Source organism: Streptomyces sp. NPDC020807 (genome assembly GCF_040641575.1).
Lineage (GTDB): Bacteria > Actinomycetota > Actinomycetes > Streptomycetales > Streptomycetaceae > Streptomyces.
In genome coordinates, this window is record NZ_JBFADU010000023.1 from 1 (window position 1) to 17744 (window position 17744).

Sequence of the window (17744 nt, forward strand, 5' to 3'; positions counted from 1 at the left end):
CCCTATGACGGTGGGTCCGCCCCCCCCGGGTGTTGTCACCCCGGCCGGGGGGCCCGCGCGGGGGAGCCGGGGCACCCGGGCACACGGGGCGGGCGCCGCGGGTTTGTCCCGGCCCCCCCCCTCAGGGGGTCGACCCCCGATGTCAGACCGTGATCAGCGCCGTCAGCGCGGCGCCGTCAAGGGCGGGTTCCAGCCGGGTGCGGCCCGGGAGGAAGCTCAGCTCCATGAGGACCGCGACACCGGCTACCTCGGCGCCGGCGCGGCGGATGAGCTCGATCGAGGCCTCGGCCGTGCCGCCGGTGGCGAGGACGTCGTCGATGACCATGACGCGGTCGCCCGCGGCCAGGTCCTCGGCGTGCACCTCGATCTCGGCGGTGCCGTACTCCAGCTCGTACGCCTGGCGGAGCGTGGCCCCGGGGAGCTTGCCGGCCTTGCGGACCGGGATGAAGCCCAGGCCCGCGCGGACGGCCACCGGGGCGGCCAGGATGAAGCCGCGGGCCTCGAGGCCGACGATCTTCGTCGCGCCGTGCTTGACGCACAGCTCGGCCAGCTCGTCGGTGAGGGCCGTGAACGCCTCGGGGTCCGCGAGCAGCGGCGTGATGTCCTTGAACAGCACGCCCGGCTTCGGGTAGTCGGGGACGTCACGGATGCGGCTGAGCAGGAGTCCGGTGACGTCCTGGGCCTCGGCGGTCATCCGAGGTGCTCCGACGCGCCGCGGTGGCCCGCGCGCTGGCCCACGACGGCGGTCTCGGCGTCGGCCGCGAAGTCGTCGAGGGGCTCGCCCTTGGCGGCGGCGGAGGCCCGCTTGGCCAGGATGCGCTTCTTGAGGGCCTTCATCGCCGGCTCGCGCTCCTTGAGGTCGGCGACGAGCGGGGTGGCGATGAAGATCGAGGAGTACGCACCGGCGGCGAGACCCACGAACAGCGACAGCGAGATGTCGTTGAGCATGCCGGCGCCGAGGACGCCGCCACCGATGAAGAGCAGGCCGGCGACCGGCAGCAGCGCGACGACGGTGGTGTTGATCGAACGGACCAGGGTGCCGTTGATCGAGCGGTTGGCGAGCTCGCTGTAGGTGAAGCGGGTCTGCTTCGTGATGTCCTTCGTCTGCTCCTTGAGGGAGTCGAAGACGACGACGGTGTCGTACAGCGAGTAGCCGAGGATCGTCAGCAGACCGATGACGGTACCGACGGTGACCTCGAAGCCGACCAGCGAGTAGATGCCGACCGTGATCGTGAGGTCGTGGATGAGCGCGATCAGTGCCGCGACCGCCATCCGCCACTCGAAGGCGATGGCGAGGTAGATCACCACGAGGATCATGAAGACCCCGAGGCCCGTCCAGGCCTTGGTGGCGATCTGCTCACCCCAGCTGGGGCCGACGAGCTCGGCCGCGATCTTGTCCTCGGGGACCTTGAGGTCCTCGGCGAGCTCCGCGCGGACCTGGTCGGACTGGGCCGTGTCGAGGCCGCCGACCTGGATGCGCAGGGAGCCGTTGCCGAGCTGCTGGACGATCGCGTCGTGGCCGGAGGCCTCTTCCGCGTACTCCTGGGCCTGGCTGACGGACACGTCCGTCTTGGGGGTGGTGAAGACCGCGCCGCCCTGGAACTCGATGCCCATGTTGAGGCCGCGGACGGCCAGGGCCACGATGGCGGTGATCGTGATCAGGATGGAGATGCTGTACCAGATCTTGCGGTTGCCGATGAAGTCGTAACCGACCTCACCACGGTGCAGCCGGGCGCCGAGATCGCCGAGCTTCGACATCTCACGCCTCCTTCGGGTCGACGGTGGCGGAGGAGACACGGCGCGAGCGGCGCAGCGGCGGCTTGGCACCGAGGCGCTTCGGGTCCAGGCCGGACCACGGGTGACCGTTGCCGAAGAACTTCGTGCGGGCGAGCAGCGTCATGAGCGGCTTCGTGAAGAGGAAGACCACGACGATGTCGAGCAGGGTGGTGAGGCCGAGCGTGAACGCGAAGCCCTGGACCTTGCCGACGGTGACGATGAAGAGCACGGCCGCGGCCAGGAACGACACGAAGTCGGAGACCAGGATGGTGCGGCGGGCGCGCGGCCAGGCGCGCTCGACGGCCGGGCGGAGCGTGCGGCCTTCGCGGAGCTCGTCGCGGACGCGTTCGAAGTACACGATGAACGAGTCGGCCGTGATGCCGATGGCGACGATGGCGCCGCAGACGGCCGGCAGGTTCAGCGCGAAGCCGATGGCCGGGCCGAGGAGGGCCATGAGCACGTAGGTGAGCAGCGCGGAGACACCGAGGCTGGCGATCGCGATGAGCGACAGGCCGCGGTAGTAGACGACCAGGTAGATGATGACCAGGCCGAGACCGATGGCGCCCGCGATGAGGCCGGCCTCCAGCTGGTCGCCGCCGAGGGCGGCGGTGACGGTGTCGACGCTCTGGGTCTCGAAGGCGAGCGGCAGGGCGCCGTACGACAGGATGTTGCCGAGGTCCTGGGCCGACTGCTGGTTGAAGCTGCCGGAGATCTGGGCGTTGGCGCTCAGCGTCTGGCGGACCGACGGGGCCGAGACGACCTCGCCGTCCAGGACGATCGCGAAGCGGTTCTGCGGGTCGGTCTGCTGCGCGAGCTTGCCGGTGATCGACTGGAACTTCTTGGAGCCCGAGTCGGTGAACTCCATGTCGACGACCCACTGGCCGGTCTGCTGGTCGAGGCCGGCCTTGGCGTTGTCGACGTCACGGCCGTCGACCTCGGCCGGGCCGAGGAGGTACTTGGCCCACTGGCCCGGGGCCTCCTCGCCGCAGGCCACGGTGGGCTCGGTCGGCTTGACGCGCTCACCGGCGGCGGTGCGCTGCTTCGGGTCCAGGCAGTTCAGCTTGCTGAACTTCTCCTGGAGGGCGAGGGTGGAGGCGTCGGCGGAAGGAGTCGCCGTGGGGGTGCCGGTCGCCTTGGGCGTGGCGGACGCCTTCGGGGTCGCGGAGGAGCTCGCGGTGGGCGTGGGGTTCGTGGCCTTGAGGGCCTCGCTGACCACGCGGCCCTGCGAGGTGGCCGTGGCCGTCGGCGTGGCCGACTTCGTCCCCGCGGACGCGGAGGAGGACGGCTTGGCGGAGGGAGTGCCCGAGGGCTTGGCGGCGGGCGCCTGGGGCGCGCCGTCCGCGACGGTGAGAACGGGGCGGAAGTAGAGCTGGGCGGTGGTGCCGACCTGCTCGCGCGCCTGCTTCTCGTTCGTCCCGCGAGGGATGTTGACGATGATGTTCTCGCGGCCCTGGGTCTGGACCTCGGCCTCGGAGACACCCAGACCGTTGACACGGCGCTCGATGATGCCGACCGCGGTGTTCATGTTGGTCTCGTTGACCGCGGACTCCTGGCCGGGGTCGGCCTTCGCCTTGAGCGTGATCGACGTACCGCCGGCGAGGTCGATGCCGAGGCGCGGGGTGGTGTGCCCCGACGCGAACATCCCGCCGGTCAGCGCGACCATGGCGATCAGGATGAGTGCCAGGGCGCGGCCGGGACGGCTCTGTCCCCCGGCCGGCCTTCGGCCCTTCTTCGGTGCTGCCACCTGTCGTATCTCCCTGTCCAACCGCCCCGCGCCGGGTATGCGCGGGACGGCCACGAAGTGTGTGTGGGGACCATCCCCCGCAGACGTGGAACCGTTCCGGGGCCGCGCACGCCGTGGGCGTGCGCGGAATCCCGGCCGCGACTACTTCGCGTCGGTCTCGCCGTCGGCCTTGCCGTCCTTCTGAACCTCGGCGTCGGCCTCGGCCGCGTCCGACTTCTTCGTCAGGTCGGCCTTCGGCGCGTCCGTCTCCGTGGCCTCGGTCAGCGAGGAGGCGTCGTCGGGGACGACGGTGTCGGTCGTCTCCGACTCCGGCTCGTCGCCGTGGACGATGCGGTTGTACTCCGCGTCGTCGAGGACCGCGCCGATCGCGTTCTTCGCGTAGACCGCGTGGACGCCGGGGGCGACCTCGAGGAGGACGGTCTCGTCGCCGATCTCCTTGACGGTGGCGTACATCCCCCCGATCGTGCGCACGCCGGTGCCGGGCTGCATCTCGTCACGCATCTGCGCAGCCGCCTGCTGCTTCTTCTTCGCAGAGCGGGTCATCAGGAACATGGCCCCGATGAGGACGATGAAGGGGAGGAGGGTCACGATGCTCACGGGACGGGTTTCCTTCGCACGGTCGCGGAGAACCCGCGGCCTGATCTTCGGGGGTGGGCGCGCCGACCGGAAAGGGCGGCATCGGCGGAGTCTAGGCGAGTCCGCATCGACTGAACAACGTCCAGCATCGCACCCCGGTTCCGGTCCGGGCGAGTGTCACCACCGTCACGCCCCGAAGAGCCCCTGTTGTCCCGATCCCTGTGTGGTACCCGGGCCACCCGGGCCCGCCACCTGCGGCGGAACGAGACCGAGGTGGGCCCACGCCGCGGGAGTGGCGACGCGGCCACGGGGTGTGCGCGCGAGGAGTCCCTCCCGTACGAGGAAGGGCTCGGCGACCTCCTCGACGGTCTCGCGCTCCTCCCCCACGGCCACGGCGAGCGTGGACAGACCGACCGGTCCGCCGCCGAAGAGCTTGAGGAGGGCCTCCAGGACGGCGCGGTCGAGGCGGTCGAGGCCTCGGCTGTCGACCTCGTACACCTGGAGGGCAGCCTCGGAGACCTCGCGGGTGATCACTCCGTCCGCTCTGACCTGCGCGTAGTCCCTGACCCGGCGCAGGAGGCGGTTGGCGATGCGCGGGGTGCCGCGGGAGCGCCCGGCGATCTCGGCGGCGCCCGCGGGGTCGATCTCGACGTCGAGGAGCCCGGCCGAGCGATGAATCACACGCTGGAGCTCGCCCGCCTCGTAGAACTCCATGTGGCCGGTGAAGCCGAAGCGGTCGCGGAGCGGGGGCGGCAGGAGTCCGGCGCGGGTGGTGGCGCCGACCAGGGTGAAGGGCGGGAGCTCCAGGGGGATGGCGGTGGCGCCGGGGCCCTTGCCGACGATGACGTCGACGCGGAAGTCCTCCATCGCCATGTAGAGCATCTCCTCGGCGGGCCGGGACATGCGGTGGATCTCGTCGAGGAAGAGGATCTCCCCCTCCTGGAGGGAGGAGAGGATCGCGGCGAGGTCTCCGGCGTGCTGGATGGCGGGGCCCGAGGTGATGCGGATCGGCGCGCCCATCTCCGCCGCGATGATCATCGACAGGGTGGTCTTGCCGAGGCCGGGGGCGCCGGAGAGCAGGACGTGGTCGGCGGTGGCGCCGCGCTGGCGGGCGGCCTTGAGGACGAGGTCGAGCTGCTGGCGGACCTTCTCCTGGCCGACGAACTCGCTGAGGTCCTTGGGGCGCAGGGCGGCTTCGACGGCCTGGTCGTCCCCCTCGGCGGTGGCGCCGACGATGCGCTCGTCGGGGGCCGGTGGCGTCTCGTCGTCCCAGTTCACGGTGGTTGCCTTTTCGTTCGTACGGGCCTGGCGGCGGATGCGTCGGGTCAGCGGGCCCGGCTGAGGGTCTGGAGGGCGGCGCGCAGCAGCTGCGACACGGGCGCCGTGCCGGTCTCGGCGAGGGCGGCCTCGGCCTGCGGGGTGACGGCGCTGACCGCTTCCTCGGCCTCGCGGCTCGCGTAGCCCAGGCCGATGAGGGCGGCGGAGAGCTGCTCGGTCCAGGGGGCGGGCCCCGCGGCGGCGGCGCGCTGGGCGCCGACCATGCCGCTGCTGCCGAGGGGTGCGCCGAGCTTGTCCTTCAATTCGAGGAGGAGCTTCTGCGCGCCCTTCTTGCCGATGCCGGGGACCGCGGTGAGGGCCTTCTCGTCGCCGGTGGAGACGGCGAGGCGGAGGGCGTCGGGGCTGTGGACGCCGAGCATGGCCTGGGCGAGGCGGGGGCCGACGCCGCTGGCGGTCTGGAGGAGCTCGAAGACCTGCCGCTCGTCGTCGTCCGCGAAGCCGTACAGGGTGAGGGAGTCCTCGCGGACGACCAGGGAGGTCGCGAGCCGGGCCTCCTGGCCGATCCGCAGCGTGGAGAGGGTGTTCGGGGTGCACTGGACGGCCATGCCGACACCGCCGACCTCGATCACGGCGGTGGAGGGGGCGAGGGCGGCGACCGGGCCGCTGACGAAGGCGATCATCGGGTTCGGCCTTTCAGGGCGCTGGTCGGGGTCGTGGCGGTGGCCGCGTGCCGGGCGGCCGCCTGCTGGAGGCGGTTCTGCGCGGCGACGGCCTGCTGGAGTCGGTTCTGGGCGGGGGCCCGCCAGATGTGGCAGATGGCGAGGGCGAGGGCGTCGGCGGCGTCGGCCGGCTTGGGCGGCGCGGAGAGCCGCAGCAGCCGGGTCACCATGGCGCCGACCTGGGCCTTGTCCGCGCGCCCGCTGCCGGTGACGGCGGCCTTGACCTCGCTGGGGGTGTGCAGGGCCACGGGGATGCCGCGGCGGGACGCGCACAGCATGGCGACCGCGCTGGCCTGGGCCGTACCCATGACCGTCCGCACGTTGTGCTGGCTGAACACGCGCTCCACGGCGACCAGTTCGGGCGAGAAGCGGTCGAGCCACTCCTCGATGCCGCGCTCGATGCCGACCAGGCGCACACCGATGTCCGCGTCGGCGGCCGTCCGGACGACGCCCACGCCGAGCATGGTCAGCGGCCGGCCCGCGACGCCCTCGACGACGCCGACGCCGCACCGGGTCAGTCCGGGGTCCACCCCGAGAACGCGCACTGTGCCCCTCCCTGGACCGCTTTCGCTCACCTGTTTGTGCAGGCTATCGGCTGCCACTGACAACGCAGCGGGCCGACGGGGGTGTGTCCCCGTCGGCCCGCTGCGAAACGGCCGTGATCAGGCGCGATCAGTGAGATCGGACGCGATCAGGCGTCGACCTTGGCCATGACCTCGTCGCTGACGTCGAAGTTGGCGAAGACGTTCTGCACGTCGTCGCTGTCCTCCAGCGCGTCGATCAGCTTGAACATCTTGCGCGCGCCCTCCTCGTCCAGCTCGACCTGCATGGTCGGGACGAACTGGGACTCGGCCGAGTCGTAGTCGATGCCCGCGCCCTGGAGGGCGGATCGGACCGCGACCAGGTCGGTGGACTCGCTGATGATCTCGAAGGAGTCGCCGAGGTCGTTGACCTCCTCGGCGCCCGCGTCGAGCACGACCTCGAGGACGTCGTCCTCGGTCTGGTCGCCCTTGGGGAGCACGACGACGCCCTTGCGGTTGAACAGGTACGAGACCGAGCCCGGGTCCGCCATGGAGCCGCCGTTGCGCGTCATGGCGACACGCACGTCGGACGCGGCGCGGTTGCGGTTGTCGGTGAGGCACTCGATGAGCACCGCGACACCGTTCGGGCCGTAGCCCTCGTACATGATCGTGTCGTAGTCGACACCGCCGGCCTCCAGGCCGCCGCCGCGCTTCACCGCGGAATCGATGTTCTTGTTCGGGACCGAGCTCTTCTTCGCCTTCTGGATGGCGTCGAACAGCGTCGGGTTGCCCTCGGGGTCGGCACCGCCGGTGCGGGCCGCGACCTCGATGTTCTTGATCAGCTTCGCGAAGAGCTTGCCGCGCTTGGCGTCGATCACGGCCTTCTTGTGCTTCGTCGTAGCCCATTTAGAGTGGCCGGACATCTGCCTGTCTCCTTCGCGTAACCCATTTCTGAACGAACCCGAGAGATCCTACCGGGATCGAGTCACCGCGCCGCGCGCACCATGTCGACGAACAGGCCGTGAATGCGGTGATCACCCGTGAGCTCGGGGTGGAACGAGGTCGCCAGGGCGTTCCCCTGCCGTACGGCGACGATGTGTCCGCCGTGCTCGGCGAGCACCTCGACCTCGGCGCCGACGGACTCGACCCACGGGGCGCGGATGAAGACGCCCTCGACGGGACCGTCCTCGATGCCCCTGACCGAGACGCCGGCCTCGAAGGACTCGTTCTGGCGGCCGAAGGCGTTGCGGCGGACGATCATGTCGATGCCGCCGAAGGTCTCCTGGCCCGAGCGCGGGTCGAGGATCTTGTCGGCGAGCATGATCAGGCCCGCGCAGGTGCCGTAGACCGGCATCCCCGCGGCGATCCGCTCCCGCAGGGGCTCCATCAGGCCGAAGAGCGCGGCCAGCTTGGAGATGGTGGTGGACTCGCCGCCGGGGAGGACGATGCCGTCGACCTCGGCGAGCTCCTCGGGGCGCCGGACCGGCCTGGCCACGGCGTCAGCCGAGGCCAGGGCGATCAGGTGCTCCCGTACGTCGCCCTGGAGAGCCAGGACACCGATGACGGGGGTGCTCATGGGTGCTTACCAGCCCCGGTTCGCGTAGCGCTCGGACTCGGGGAGGGTGTCGCAGTTGATGCCGACCATGGCCTCGCCCAGGTTGCGGGAGGCGTCCGCGATGACCTTCGGGTCGTCGTAGAAGGTGGTGGCCTTCACGATGGCGGCGGCGCGCTTCGCCGGGTCGCCCGACTTGAAGATGCCGGAGCCGACGAAGACGCCCTCGGCGCCGAGCTGGCGCATGAGCGCGGCGTCGGCCGGGGTGGCGACGCCACCGGCGGAGAACAGCACGACCGGCAGCTTGCCGAGCTCGGCGACCTCCTTGACGAGCTCGTACGGGGCGCGCAGCTCCTTGGCGGCGGCGAAGAGCTCGTTGTTGTCGAAGCCGCGCAGCTTGGCGATCTCGTTCTTGATCTGGCGCAGGTGTCGGACGGCCTCGACGACGTTGCCGGTGCCGGCCTCGCCCTTGGAGCGGATCATGGCCGCGCCCTCGGCGATGCGGCGGAGGGCCTCGCCCAGGTTGGTGGCGCCACAGACGAAGGGGGTCGTGAAGGCCCACTTGTCGGAGTGGTTGATCTCGTCGGCCGGGGTCAGGACCTCGGACTCGTCGATGTAGTCGACGCCGAGGGACTGCAGGACCTGCGCCTCGACGAAGTGGCCGATGCGGGACTTGGCCATGACCGGGATGGAGACCGCGCCGATGATCTCCTCGATCATGTTCGGGTCCGACATGCGGGCCACGCCGCCGTCCTTGCGGATGTCCGCGGGGACCCGCTCCAGGGCCATGACGGCCACGGCGCCGGCGTCCTCGGCGATCTTCGCCTGCTCGGCGTTGACCACGTCCATGATCACGCCGCCCTTGAGCTGCTCGGCCATGCCGCGCTTGACGCGCGCGGTGCCGGTCTCGGGGGACTGGAAGGTGGTGGAAGGCGTGGTGGACACGGATACCTCACTCGTGACAACAGGGGTTGACGACAAGAAGAGGAAACAGGCCACCTGCGCCTCACATCAAGGGCCAATGTGGACCCGGTGGATCGTTTTCGCTGGCTAGGGGGGTCAGGCAGGGCGATCGGCAAGGGCCACCGGCGGTTCGTCGTCCATTTCGAAGGCCAGCGGGAACGGGGCGTGGCCCGCGAGCCGGAACCAGCGGACCTTGCGGTGGCGGCGCAGGGCGCGGGCCGCCCGCACGGCGTCGTTGTGGAACCGGCGGGCCATCGGCACCCGGCGCACGGCCTGGGCGAGCTCCCCTGCCGCCTCCTCGCCGCCCGGCGCCTCCCTCACGAGCTCCACCTGCTCGGGCTCGCCGAAGACCGCCCGCAGCGCCTGGCTGAGCTCGCTCTCGGCGACCTCCCGGTGGTCCTCCTCCGCCTGCCGCGCCGCGTGCGCGGCCTCGTACAGCACGATCGACGCGGCGGGGTCGAGCACCCCCGAGGTGGCCAGCTCCTGCGCGACCGAGGCCCGGCGCAGCAGCTGCGCGTCGAGCGCGGCACGGGCGGCGTCGATGCGCGTGTGCAGCCGGTCGAGCCGCCCGGCGGTCCAGCTGAGATAGACGCCGATGAGAATCAGCCCGACAACGGTCCAGATCAGGGTTTCGGTCACGGGCGCACAGGCTACCGGGGCGGCGGCAGCACGCCTTCCCAAAGGTCGCGGTCATGGGCGAACAGGACACGGGCCGGGCGTCCGTCGGCGAGCTCGGCGAGGCGGTCGAGCCAGGGGCGGTACGGCGTCCCGAACTCGGCCGCGACGTCGTACGCCTGGCCCGCGAGGACCGTCACGCGGTCGCCCTCGTCGAGAACGAGCGACTGGTGGCCTTCCGTGTGTCCCGGCGTCGGGACGACGAGGACGCCCGGAGCGATCTCGTGTTCGCCGTCGAGCTCCCGGTACCGGACGCCGGTCAGGAGCGAGTCGATCGTGTGGCCACCGGCGCGGGCGGTCGCCAGCTCGACGCGCTGGACGAGGACGGGCGTGTCGGGGAAGCGCTGGTTGCCGCCGATGTGGTCGAAGTGGAGGTGGCAGTTCACGACGAGGTCGATGTCGCCGGGCCCGACGGGGAGGGGGTGCCGGACCGGGCGGTAGTGGGCGTCGGTCTCGGGCGATCCCGTGCCCATGCCGGTGTCGAAGAGCAGGCGCACGGCGGGGTGGCGCACGAGGTAGGCGAGGGTGGGTTCGAGGCGGGGGGCGGGGCCGTGCCATTCCTCTGCGGGGCGGGTGAAGTGACCGAGGTCGAGCCGCTCGACGGAAACCATCCCCGTACCCTGCCCGCTACGGGACGAACCAACCCTGCGGGTCCAGCGACGGTCCCGCAGGGCGCGCGCACCGCCCAGCCGGACGACCCCGTCCACGCACGGTGGGGGCGACGGGCGCCGGCCCCGGGGCTGGGGCCCTCCCGCGCGCGTGGGAGGGCGCCCCTGGCCGGCAGGGAGCCGGGGCGGAGCCCCAGGTGGGGCTACAGGCCCAGTCTCGCGCGGAGGCCCACTCGTTCGTCGGTGTCCACCGCCGCCGCCCCGTCCGTCACCGTCTCGTAGACCGCGAGGATGTCCGCCCCCACCGTCGACCAGTCGAAGCGCCGCACATGCGCGGAGCCGCGCTCGGACAGTTCGGTGCGCCGCTTCTCGTCGGCCAGGAGCCGGATCGCCGCGTTCGCGAGCGCCTCCGCGTCCTCGTTGGCGAAGAGTTCGCCCGCCGCCCCCTGGTCGAGGACCTGCGCGAACGCGTCGAGGTCGGCGGCGAGCACCGGCGCGCCCGCCGACAGCGCCTCGACGAGGATGATGCCGAAGCTCTCGCCGCCGGTGTTCGGCGCCACGTACACGTCGACGCTGCGCAGCAGCCGCGCCTTGTCCTCGTCGCTGATCATCCCGAGGAACTCCACCCGGGACCGCATCTCGGCCGGCAGCGAGGCCACCGCCTCCTCCTCGTCCCCGCGCCCGGCGACGAGGAGCCGAGCCCCCGGCCGCTCGGCGAGGATCCTGGGCAGGGCCTTCATGAGGACCGGCAGGCCCTTGCGCGGCTCGTCGATGCGTCCGATGAAGCCGAGCGTCTCGCCCTGCCACTCCGCCTTCGGCTCGGCGCGGGCGAAGAAGTCCACGTCGACGCCGTTGGGGATGACGACCGCGTCGCCGCCGAGGTGCTCGACGAGCGTGCGCCGGGCGTACTCGCTGACCGCGATCCGGGCGCTGATCTTCTCCAGGGCCGGCTGGAGGATCGGGTACGCGGCGATCATCGCGCGCGACCGGGGGTTGGAGGTGTGGAAGGTGGCGACGATGGGCCCCTGCGCGGCCCAGCAGGTCAGCAGCCCGAGCGACGGGGAGGTCGGCTCGTGGATGTGGACGACGTCGAAGGTGCCGTCGTGCAGCCACCGCCGTACGCGCGCGGCGGACAGGAAGCCGAAGCTGAGCCGGGCCACCGAGCCGTTGTACGAGACGGGGACGGCCCGGCCCGCCGAGACGACGTACGGCGGGAGGGGCGTGTCGTCGTCGGCCGGCGCGAGGACGGAGACCTCGTGACCGAGCCGGATGAGGTGTTCGGCGAGGTCCCTGATGTGGAACTGGACGCCGCCCGGCACGTCCCAGGAGTACGGGCAGACGATCCCGATCTTCACGTGCTCGGCCCCTCCCGCTCCTCCAGGTCCGCGAGCCACAGTCGTTGCAGCATGTGCCAGTCCTCCGGGTGGTCGGCGATACCGCCGGCGAAGGCGTCGGCGAGTGCCTGCGTCATCTGGGACGTCTTCTCGGCCCGCGTGCCTGACTCGGGTACGTCGATGGGCGGGTGGATCCGTCCGTGCATGGTCGACCCGTCCTCGTACCAGAGCGTCACGGGGAGCAGCAGCGCACCCGTCTGCTGCGCCAGGATCGCGGGGCCGGCCGGCATCCGCGCCGTGTCCCCGAAGAACGAGACCTCGACCCCGGAGGCCGACAGGTCGCGGTCGGCGACCAGGCACACCAGGCCGCCGGCCCGCAGCCGCCGCGCGAGCGTCCCGAAGGCGGATCCGCCGGTGTGCGGCAGGACCTCCATGCCGAGCGACTCGCGGTAGGCGACGAAGCGGTCGAACAGCGACTCGGGCTTGAGCCGCTCGGCGACCGTCGTGAACGGCACGCCCTGCGCGCGGGTCACCCAGACGCCCGCCAGGTCCCAGTTGGCCAGGTGCGGCAGGGCGAGCACGACGCCCCGCCCGGAGGCGAGCCCCTCGTGCAGGTAGTGGGCGTCCTTGATGTCGACGTCGGCGGCGACCCGCTCCCTGCTCCACGTCGGCAGCCGGAAGGACTCCATCCAGTACCGCATGTACGAGCGCATGCCGGCCTTCGACAGCTCGGCGAGCCGTTCGGGCGTGGCGTCCGGCACCACGCGCGCGAGGTTCGATTCGAGGCGCAGGACGCTCTTGCCGCGGCGCTTCCACGCGGTGTCGGCGATCTTCCGGCCGAGCGCCGTCGCCACCGGCTCCGGCAGCTTCTTCACGGTCGCCCACCCGAGGCCGTACAGCCCGTCGGTCAGCCGGTCCTTGAGGGTGCTCACGAGGCCGCCTCGCTCCCCCGGGCCGCGGCGTCCGCCTCGGCGGACTCCCGCCGCACGGTCACGACCCGCTGGCCGAGGGTCACCGCGGAGCCGACCGCGACGATCCACAGGGCGATCGGCAGCAGCACCTGGACGCCCGGCACACCGAAGGCGTGCAGGCCGGCGAGACCGGCGGCCACCAGCGAGATGACGAGCCGCTCGGCGCGCTCGACGAGGCCGTTGACGGCGACCGGCAGGCCAATCGATTCGCCACGGGCCTTGGTGTACGAGACGACCTGGCCGCTCGCGAGGCAGAAGATCGCGACGGCGCACATCACGTTGTCGTCGCCCTTGCCCGCGTACCAGAGCGCGAAGCCTCCGAAGATCGCACCGTCCGCGACCCGGTCGAGCGTCGAGTCGAGGAAGGCGCCCCAGCGGCTGGTGGTCCCCGCCTGCCGGGCCATGTTCCCGTCGACGAGGTCGGAGAAGACGAAGAGGGTGATGACGATCGTGCCCCAGAAGAACTCGCCCCTGGGGAAGAAGACCAGCGCACCGGCCATCACTCCCGCCGTGCCGATGAGCGTGACCGCGTCGGGGCTGACACCCCGGCGGAGCAGAAACGCGGCGAACGGTGTGAGGACACGCGTAAAAAATGCACGCGCGTACTTGTTCAGCATGGCCTTCCCGAGGTTCGTCGGGCCGGGCGGCCCTTATGACCACCGGCTCACCCATCGTAGCCACGCCCGCCCCGCCGACGTGGCGGGCACCCGCTCCCGCCGCGTCGCCGTCCCCCGCCGGGGCCGGTCCGCGTACGACGGACGGCCCTGCCGGTGTACGACGTATGGACGCGTTCCGACGCCGGTGCAAAGCTCGAAGGACCACCGCGGGCACCCGAGGAGCCGCACCGCGACACGCCACTCCCCCGCGCCCGCGTTCCGCCGCACCGCGTGAGCAGTCGGGAGGAACAGACCATGGGTGACAAGGCGAACACGGCCGCCGGAGCCGCCGGCAGGGCCTTGGCGGCCGACCGGCCCGCGTCCGTGAGGAACGTGGTCCTGGTCGGCCACAGCGGATCCGGCAAGACCACCCTCGTCGAGGCCCTCGCGCAGACCGCGGGGGCGCTCAACCGGGCCGGGCGCGTCGAGGACGGCGGGACGGTCTCCGACTACGACGAGATCGAGCACCGCCGGCAGCGCTCCGTGCAGCTCTCCCTCGTCCCCGTCGGCTGGGACGGCTACAAGATCAACCTGCTCGACACCCCCGGCTACGCCGACTTCGTCGGCGAGCTCCGGGCCGGCCTGCGCGCGGCGGACGCGGCCCTCTTCGTCGTCTCGGCGGCCCAGGAGGCCGACGCCGTCGCCGCCTCGACCCGCATGATCTGGGAGGAGTGCGCCGCCGTCGGGATGCCCCGCGCGATCGTCGTCACCCACCTCGACACCGCCCGCACCGACTTCACCGAGCTCACCGCCGTCTGCGCCGACCTCTTCGGCCACGACGACCTCGACGCCGTCCTCCCCCTCTACCTGCCCGTGCGCGGCTCCGAGGGAGCCGACGGCCACGCCCCCGCCACCGGTCTCGTCGGGCTCCTCTCGGGCAAGGTCTTCGACTACGCGACGGGCGTACGGAAGGAGCGGGAACCCACGGACGACCAGCGCCGGACGATAGCCGGGGCCCGCGCCCGGCTCATCGAGGGGATCATCGCCGAGAGCGAGGACGAGACCCTCATGGACCGCTACCTCGGCGGTGAGGAGATCGACGTCGAGACCCTCGTCGACGACCTGGAGAAGGCCGTCGCCCGCGGCGCCTTCCACCCCGTCCTCGCCGCCGCCCCCGCCGCCGACGGCGGCACCCAGGGCCTCGGCACCCTCGAACTCCTCGAACTCGTCACCGGCGGCTTCCCCTCGCCCCTCGAACACGAACCCCGGGCCGTCACCACCCCCGACGGCCGGCCACGGCCGCCGGTCAGCTGCGACCCCGACGGCCCCCTCGTCGCCGAGGTCGTCAAGACCACCGCCGACCCGTACGTCGGCCGTGTCTCCCTGGTCCGCGTCTTCTCCGGCACCCTCCGCCCCGACCAGACCGTCCACGTCTCGGGCCACGGCCTCGCGGACAGGGGCCACGAGGACCATGACGTCGACGAACGCGTCGGCGGGCTCACCTCCCCCTTCGGCAGACAGCAGCGCCCCCTCCCCGCCTGCATCGCCGGAGACCTCGCCTGCGTCGCCCGCCTCGGCCGCGCCGAGACCGGCGACACCCTCTCCGCCAAGGACGACCCGCTCCTCATCGAGCCCTGGACCATGCCCGAGCCCCTGCTCCCCCTCGCCGTCGAGGCCCACGGCAAGGCCGACGAGGACCGCCTGTCCCAGGGACTCGCCCGGCTCGTCGCCGAGGACCCGACCCTGCGCCTCGAACACAACCAGGACACCGGCCAGGTGGTCCTGTGGTGCCTGGGCGAGGCCCACCAGGACGTCGTCCTCGAACGGCTCCGCGGCCGGTACGGGGTCCAGGTCGACGCCGTCCCCCACCAGGTGGCCCTGCGCGAGACCTTCGGCGCCGCCGCCACCGGCAAGGGGCGGCACGTCAAGCAGTCCGGCGGCCACGGCCAGTACGCCGTCTGCGAGATCGACGTCGAGCCCCTCCCGGTCGGCAGCGGCATCGAGTTCGTCGACAAGGTCGTCGGCGGCGCGGTCCCCCGCCAGTTCGTCTCCTCGGTCGAGAAGGGCGTACGGGCCCAGGCGTCCCGCGGTGTCACCGGCGGCCACCCCCTCGTCGACGTCCGGATCACCCTCCGCGACGGCAAGGCCCACTCCGTCGACTCCTCCGACGCCGCCTTCCAGACGGCCGGGGCGCTCGCCCTGCGCGAGGCCGCCGCCGACGCCCCCGTCCACCTCCTCGAACCGGTCGCCGAGGTCCGGGTCCTCGTCCCCGACGAGTACGTCGGCCCGGTCATGAGCGACCTGTCCGGCCGCCGGGGCCGGGTCGTCGGCACCGAACAGGCGGGCCCGGGACGGACCCTCGTCCGCGCCGAGGTCCCCGAGCTGGAGATCGGCCGGTACGCCGTCGACCTCCGGTCCGTCTCCCACGGCACCGGCCGCTTCGACCGCTCCTACGCCCGGCACGAGCCGATGCCCCCGCAGCTCGCCGACAGGAAGCTCCGTGAACAGGCCGGTAAGGGCGGCTGACTGACGGGCCGACAAGGGAAAGGCCAATCGAATCGGCAAGGGGACGGCGGGGGGCGGCCCCGCGCGGAACCGGGCGCGAGACGGGCGTGCGCCCCGCGCGCCGGGCGGCATTCGGCCGGGTTGTCCACAGCCGGTGACGCATCGGGCGCCACCCGGTTACGCTGTGGTGCCCAGCTCAGAAGGTGTGCGGGGCACGGCAGTTGGGAAACAGCCCGCACAGGTACTCGCGCGCGATGGGGGCGGCAGTGGCGATCAGCGGTTTCGGACCCGGGGCACAGATCCCCGTCCAGGGCTCCGGCGGTGGCACGGGAGCGACGAACTCCCTCGCCTCGATGGCGTACCGGGACAGCCCTGTCACCGACATCACGAAGGCGGACAACGAGCACTACAAGACGGCGGTCAAGGAAGGGAAGTGGCGGTTCTTCCGCCCCGACCTCGGCGAGGCGTTCTCGCGCGCCGTCCAGGTGCGCGCCCTCGGCGGCGCCCGCAAGCCCCTCATCCAGTCCTTCGGCGCCGACCCCCAGCCGGTCGTCGAGCACTGCCTCGCCGCCACGCACATCCGCAGGCAGCGGGACATCAAGCTCACCCTCGTCACCTTCTTCTGCGGTGTCCTCTTCCTGCCCGGTCTGCTCCTCTGGCTCGCCGTCATCCAGCTCCGCCGGGCCGTCGCGGGCTCCGAGAACAAGCGCAACAGCGCCATCGGCACCACCGTCCTGATCGCGGCCGGGCTCCTCGCCGCCATCGCAGTCGTCCGGCTGCCGTTCGACGGCCTCCTGCCCAACTACATCCGCGCGATGATCGTCGCGCCCGTCGTGGGCTGGTTCCTCGCCCAGCGGATCTGCCTCAGCTCCGCCGTCGACCTCCGCGAGCGCTGGGCCGGCCTGCTCGGCGGCGGGGGCATCGGCCCCCACGTCCCCAAGTCCGCCCCCCAGGACCCGAGCGACAAGGCGGCGGAGGAGCTCCGGGTCAACCTGGAGAAGCTCTCCGCCGAGCAGCAGTCCAACGTCGTCTTCTACGCCGGCACGAAGGGCATCCTCGGCCTCGGCACGCGGTGGGGCAGCTGGACCCTCGCCGAGAACCTGGTCGCCAAGCCCGGCCTGGAGATCCACGACTTCCGCGCCTGGGACGTCATACGGAAGATCCACGAGCAGCTCACGCTGCTCGACCGCGGCTCCCTCAAGTCCGGCTTCCCCAAGCCGACCGTCAAGCACTGGGTCGTCTCGCCGGTCGGCGAAGGCGCCGACGAGGTGGCGCGCCCCGAGGGCGACAACGTCGTCCACTACCAGGTCAAGCCGCACGAGATACAGCGCATCTGCAACGAGCAGCAGTTCGACGAGGGCAACCGCCACTACCTCGGCGTGCAGTTCACGCTCTGGCAGGGCAACCTCGTCCTCACCATGCTCGTGACCGTGACCTCGCTCCACCACACGCTGCGCGTCGAGGTCACCGGCCACGCCCTCGGCCCCCTGGTCGGCCCCTTCGGCGACAAGCCGAAGGCCAAGACCAAGGAGGTCTCCAAGTCCGTCCGCTTCTGGGAGACCAGGGAGATCCAGCAGCCCCTGCTGGAGACGGACGACGTCGTACGGCTCGCCGTGCGCGCCCCGCTCACCTGGTACCCGCCCGTCCTCGACTACCTCGGCGGCAAGATCGCCCTCCCCGAGCCCTTCGGCCTCCGGCACGTCTGGGCCGGCCCGCCGTGGAAGAACCGCTTCATGGCCGACGACGCGATCCGCATGGCGACCCCGGTCGTCCGCGCGGTCCAGGCGGCGACGATCGCGATGCTCGACGAGCACAACGTGGACACGGAGCGCTTCACCACCCGCTCGGTGGTCGTCAGCGGCCTGATCCAGGACACCGCACCGAGGAAGGCCGACGTCTACGAGGCGTAGACGCCGGCCGGGGCCG

At 71.9% G+C, this 17744-nt stretch carries 17 protein-coding genes; 2 read left to right on the forward strand and 15 right to left on the reverse strand.

Annotation, left to right across the window (positions count from 1 at the left end; translation table 11 throughout):
• Nucleotides 1-142: 142 nt before the first annotated feature.
• The 15 genes from AB0G79_RS26455 to pgsA all read right to left on the reverse strand — a co-directional run bounded on the left by AB0G79_RS26455 (nucleotide 143) and on the right by pgsA (nucleotide 13334).
• The gene (locus AB0G79_RS26455; protein ID WP_360810592.1) at nucleotides 143-694 is read right to left on the reverse strand and encodes an adenine phosphoribosyltransferase; all 552 of its coding nucleotides are present in this window, start codon (nucleotides 692-694) and stop codon (nucleotides 143-145) included.
• Complete coding sequence (gene secF / locus AB0G79_RS26460) at nucleotides 691-1758, reverse strand: protein translocase subunit SecF (RefSeq protein WP_360810594.1); 1068 nt, start codon at nucleotides 1756-1758, stop codon at nucleotides 691-693. Before secF ends, AB0G79_RS26455 begins: the two co-directional genes overlap by 4 nt.
• A 1-nt stretch (nucleotide 1759) precedes the next feature.
• Nucleotides 1760-3520 carry a protein translocase subunit SecD gene (gene secD, locus AB0G79_RS26465; RefSeq protein WP_360810596.1) on the reverse strand — a complete coding sequence of 587 codons (1761 nt, stop codon included), beginning with the start codon at nucleotides 3518-3520 and terminating at the stop codon, nucleotides 1760-1762.
• A 141-nt stretch (nucleotides 3521-3661) separates the two neighbouring features.
• Nucleotides 3662-4117 (reverse strand): preprotein translocase subunit YajC, encoded by a 456-nt coding sequence (gene yajC, locus AB0G79_RS26470; RefSeq protein WP_360810598.1) that lies wholly within the window; start codon nucleotides 4115-4117, stop codon nucleotides 3662-3664.
• A gap of 165 nt (nucleotides 4118-4282) precedes the next feature.
• On the reverse strand, nucleotides 4283-5374 hold the full coding sequence (gene ruvB, locus AB0G79_RS26475; RefSeq protein ID WP_360810600.1) for a Holliday junction branch migration DNA helicase RuvB: 1092 nt from the start codon (nucleotides 5372-5374) through the stop codon (nucleotides 4283-4285).
• 47 nt (nucleotides 5375-5421) lie between these two features.
• Nucleotides 5422-6054: a Holliday junction branch migration protein RuvA gene (gene ruvA / locus AB0G79_RS26480; RefSeq protein ID WP_360810603.1), complete on the reverse strand. Its 633-nt coding sequence runs from the start codon at nucleotides 6052-6054 to the stop codon at nucleotides 5422-5424.
• Nucleotides 6051-6638 (reverse strand): crossover junction endodeoxyribonuclease RuvC, encoded by a 588-nt coding sequence (gene ruvC / locus AB0G79_RS26485; RefSeq protein WP_360810605.1) that lies wholly within the window; start codon nucleotides 6636-6638, stop codon nucleotides 6051-6053. The genes ruvA and ruvC overlap by 4 nt, the downstream gene beginning before the upstream one ends.
• A 146-nt stretch (nucleotides 6639-6784) precedes the next feature.
• Entirely contained in the window at nucleotides 6785-7537 is a 753-nt protein-coding gene (locus AB0G79_RS26490) for a YebC/PmpR family DNA-binding transcriptional regulator (protein WP_360810607.1), read from the reverse strand.
• A 62-nt stretch (nucleotides 7538-7599) separates the two neighbouring features.
• Entirely contained in the window at nucleotides 7600-8190 is a 591-nt protein-coding gene (gene pdxT / locus AB0G79_RS26495) for a pyridoxal 5'-phosphate synthase glutaminase subunit PdxT (protein WP_360810609.1), read from the reverse strand.
• A gap of 6 nt (nucleotides 8191-8196) precedes the next feature.
• The gene (pdxS, locus tag AB0G79_RS26500) at nucleotides 8197-9111 is read right to left on the reverse strand and encodes a pyridoxal 5'-phosphate synthase lyase subunit PdxS (RefSeq protein WP_184932491.1); all 915 of its coding nucleotides are present in this window, start codon (nucleotides 9109-9111) and stop codon (nucleotides 8197-8199) included.
• Nucleotides 9112-9225: 114 nt separating this feature from the next.
• Nucleotides 9226-9768, reverse strand: coding sequence for a hypothetical protein (locus AB0G79_RS26505; protein WP_360810611.1), 543 nt, complete (start codon nucleotides 9766-9768; stop codon nucleotides 9226-9228).
• An 11-nt stretch (nucleotides 9769-9779) separates the two neighbouring features.
• On the reverse strand, nucleotides 9780-10415 hold the full coding sequence (locus AB0G79_RS26510; protein WP_360810613.1) for an MBL fold metallo-hydrolase: 636 nt from the start codon (nucleotides 10413-10415) through the stop codon (nucleotides 9780-9782).
• Between the two features lie 200 nt (nucleotides 10416-10615).
• The gene (locus tag AB0G79_RS26515; RefSeq protein WP_360810615.1) at nucleotides 10616-11767 is read right to left on the reverse strand and encodes a glycosyltransferase family 4 protein; all 1152 of its coding nucleotides are present in this window, start codon (nucleotides 11765-11767) and stop codon (nucleotides 10616-10618) included.
• A complete protein-coding gene (locus tag AB0G79_RS26520) occupies nucleotides 11764-12678 on the reverse strand; it encodes a phosphatidylinositol mannoside acyltransferase (RefSeq protein ID WP_360810617.1) in 915 nt (304 codons plus the stop codon). Before AB0G79_RS26520 ends, AB0G79_RS26515 begins: the two co-directional genes overlap by 4 nt.
• The gene (gene pgsA, locus AB0G79_RS26525) at nucleotides 12675-13334 is read right to left on the reverse strand and encodes a phosphatidylinositol phosphate synthase (RefSeq protein WP_360810619.1); all 660 of its coding nucleotides are present in this window, start codon (nucleotides 13332-13334) and stop codon (nucleotides 12675-12677) included. Before pgsA ends, AB0G79_RS26520 begins: the two co-directional genes overlap by 4 nt.
• Before the next feature lie 294 nt (nucleotides 13335-13628).
• On the opposite strand from pgsA, the gene AB0G79_RS26530 reads away from it, so the two are divergent.
• Nucleotides 13629-15839 carry an elongation factor G-like protein EF-G2 gene (locus AB0G79_RS26530; RefSeq protein ID WP_360810620.1) on the forward strand — a complete coding sequence of 737 codons (2211 nt, stop codon included), beginning with the start codon at nucleotides 13629-13631 and terminating at the stop codon, nucleotides 15837-15839.
• A gap of 233 nt (nucleotides 15840-16072) precedes the next feature.
• Nucleotides 16073-17728 (forward strand): hypothetical protein, encoded by a 1656-nt coding sequence (locus tag AB0G79_RS26535; RefSeq protein ID WP_360810622.1) that lies wholly within the window; start codon nucleotides 16073-16075, stop codon nucleotides 17726-17728.
• The last annotated feature ends 16 nt before the right edge of the window (nucleotides 17729-17744 follow it).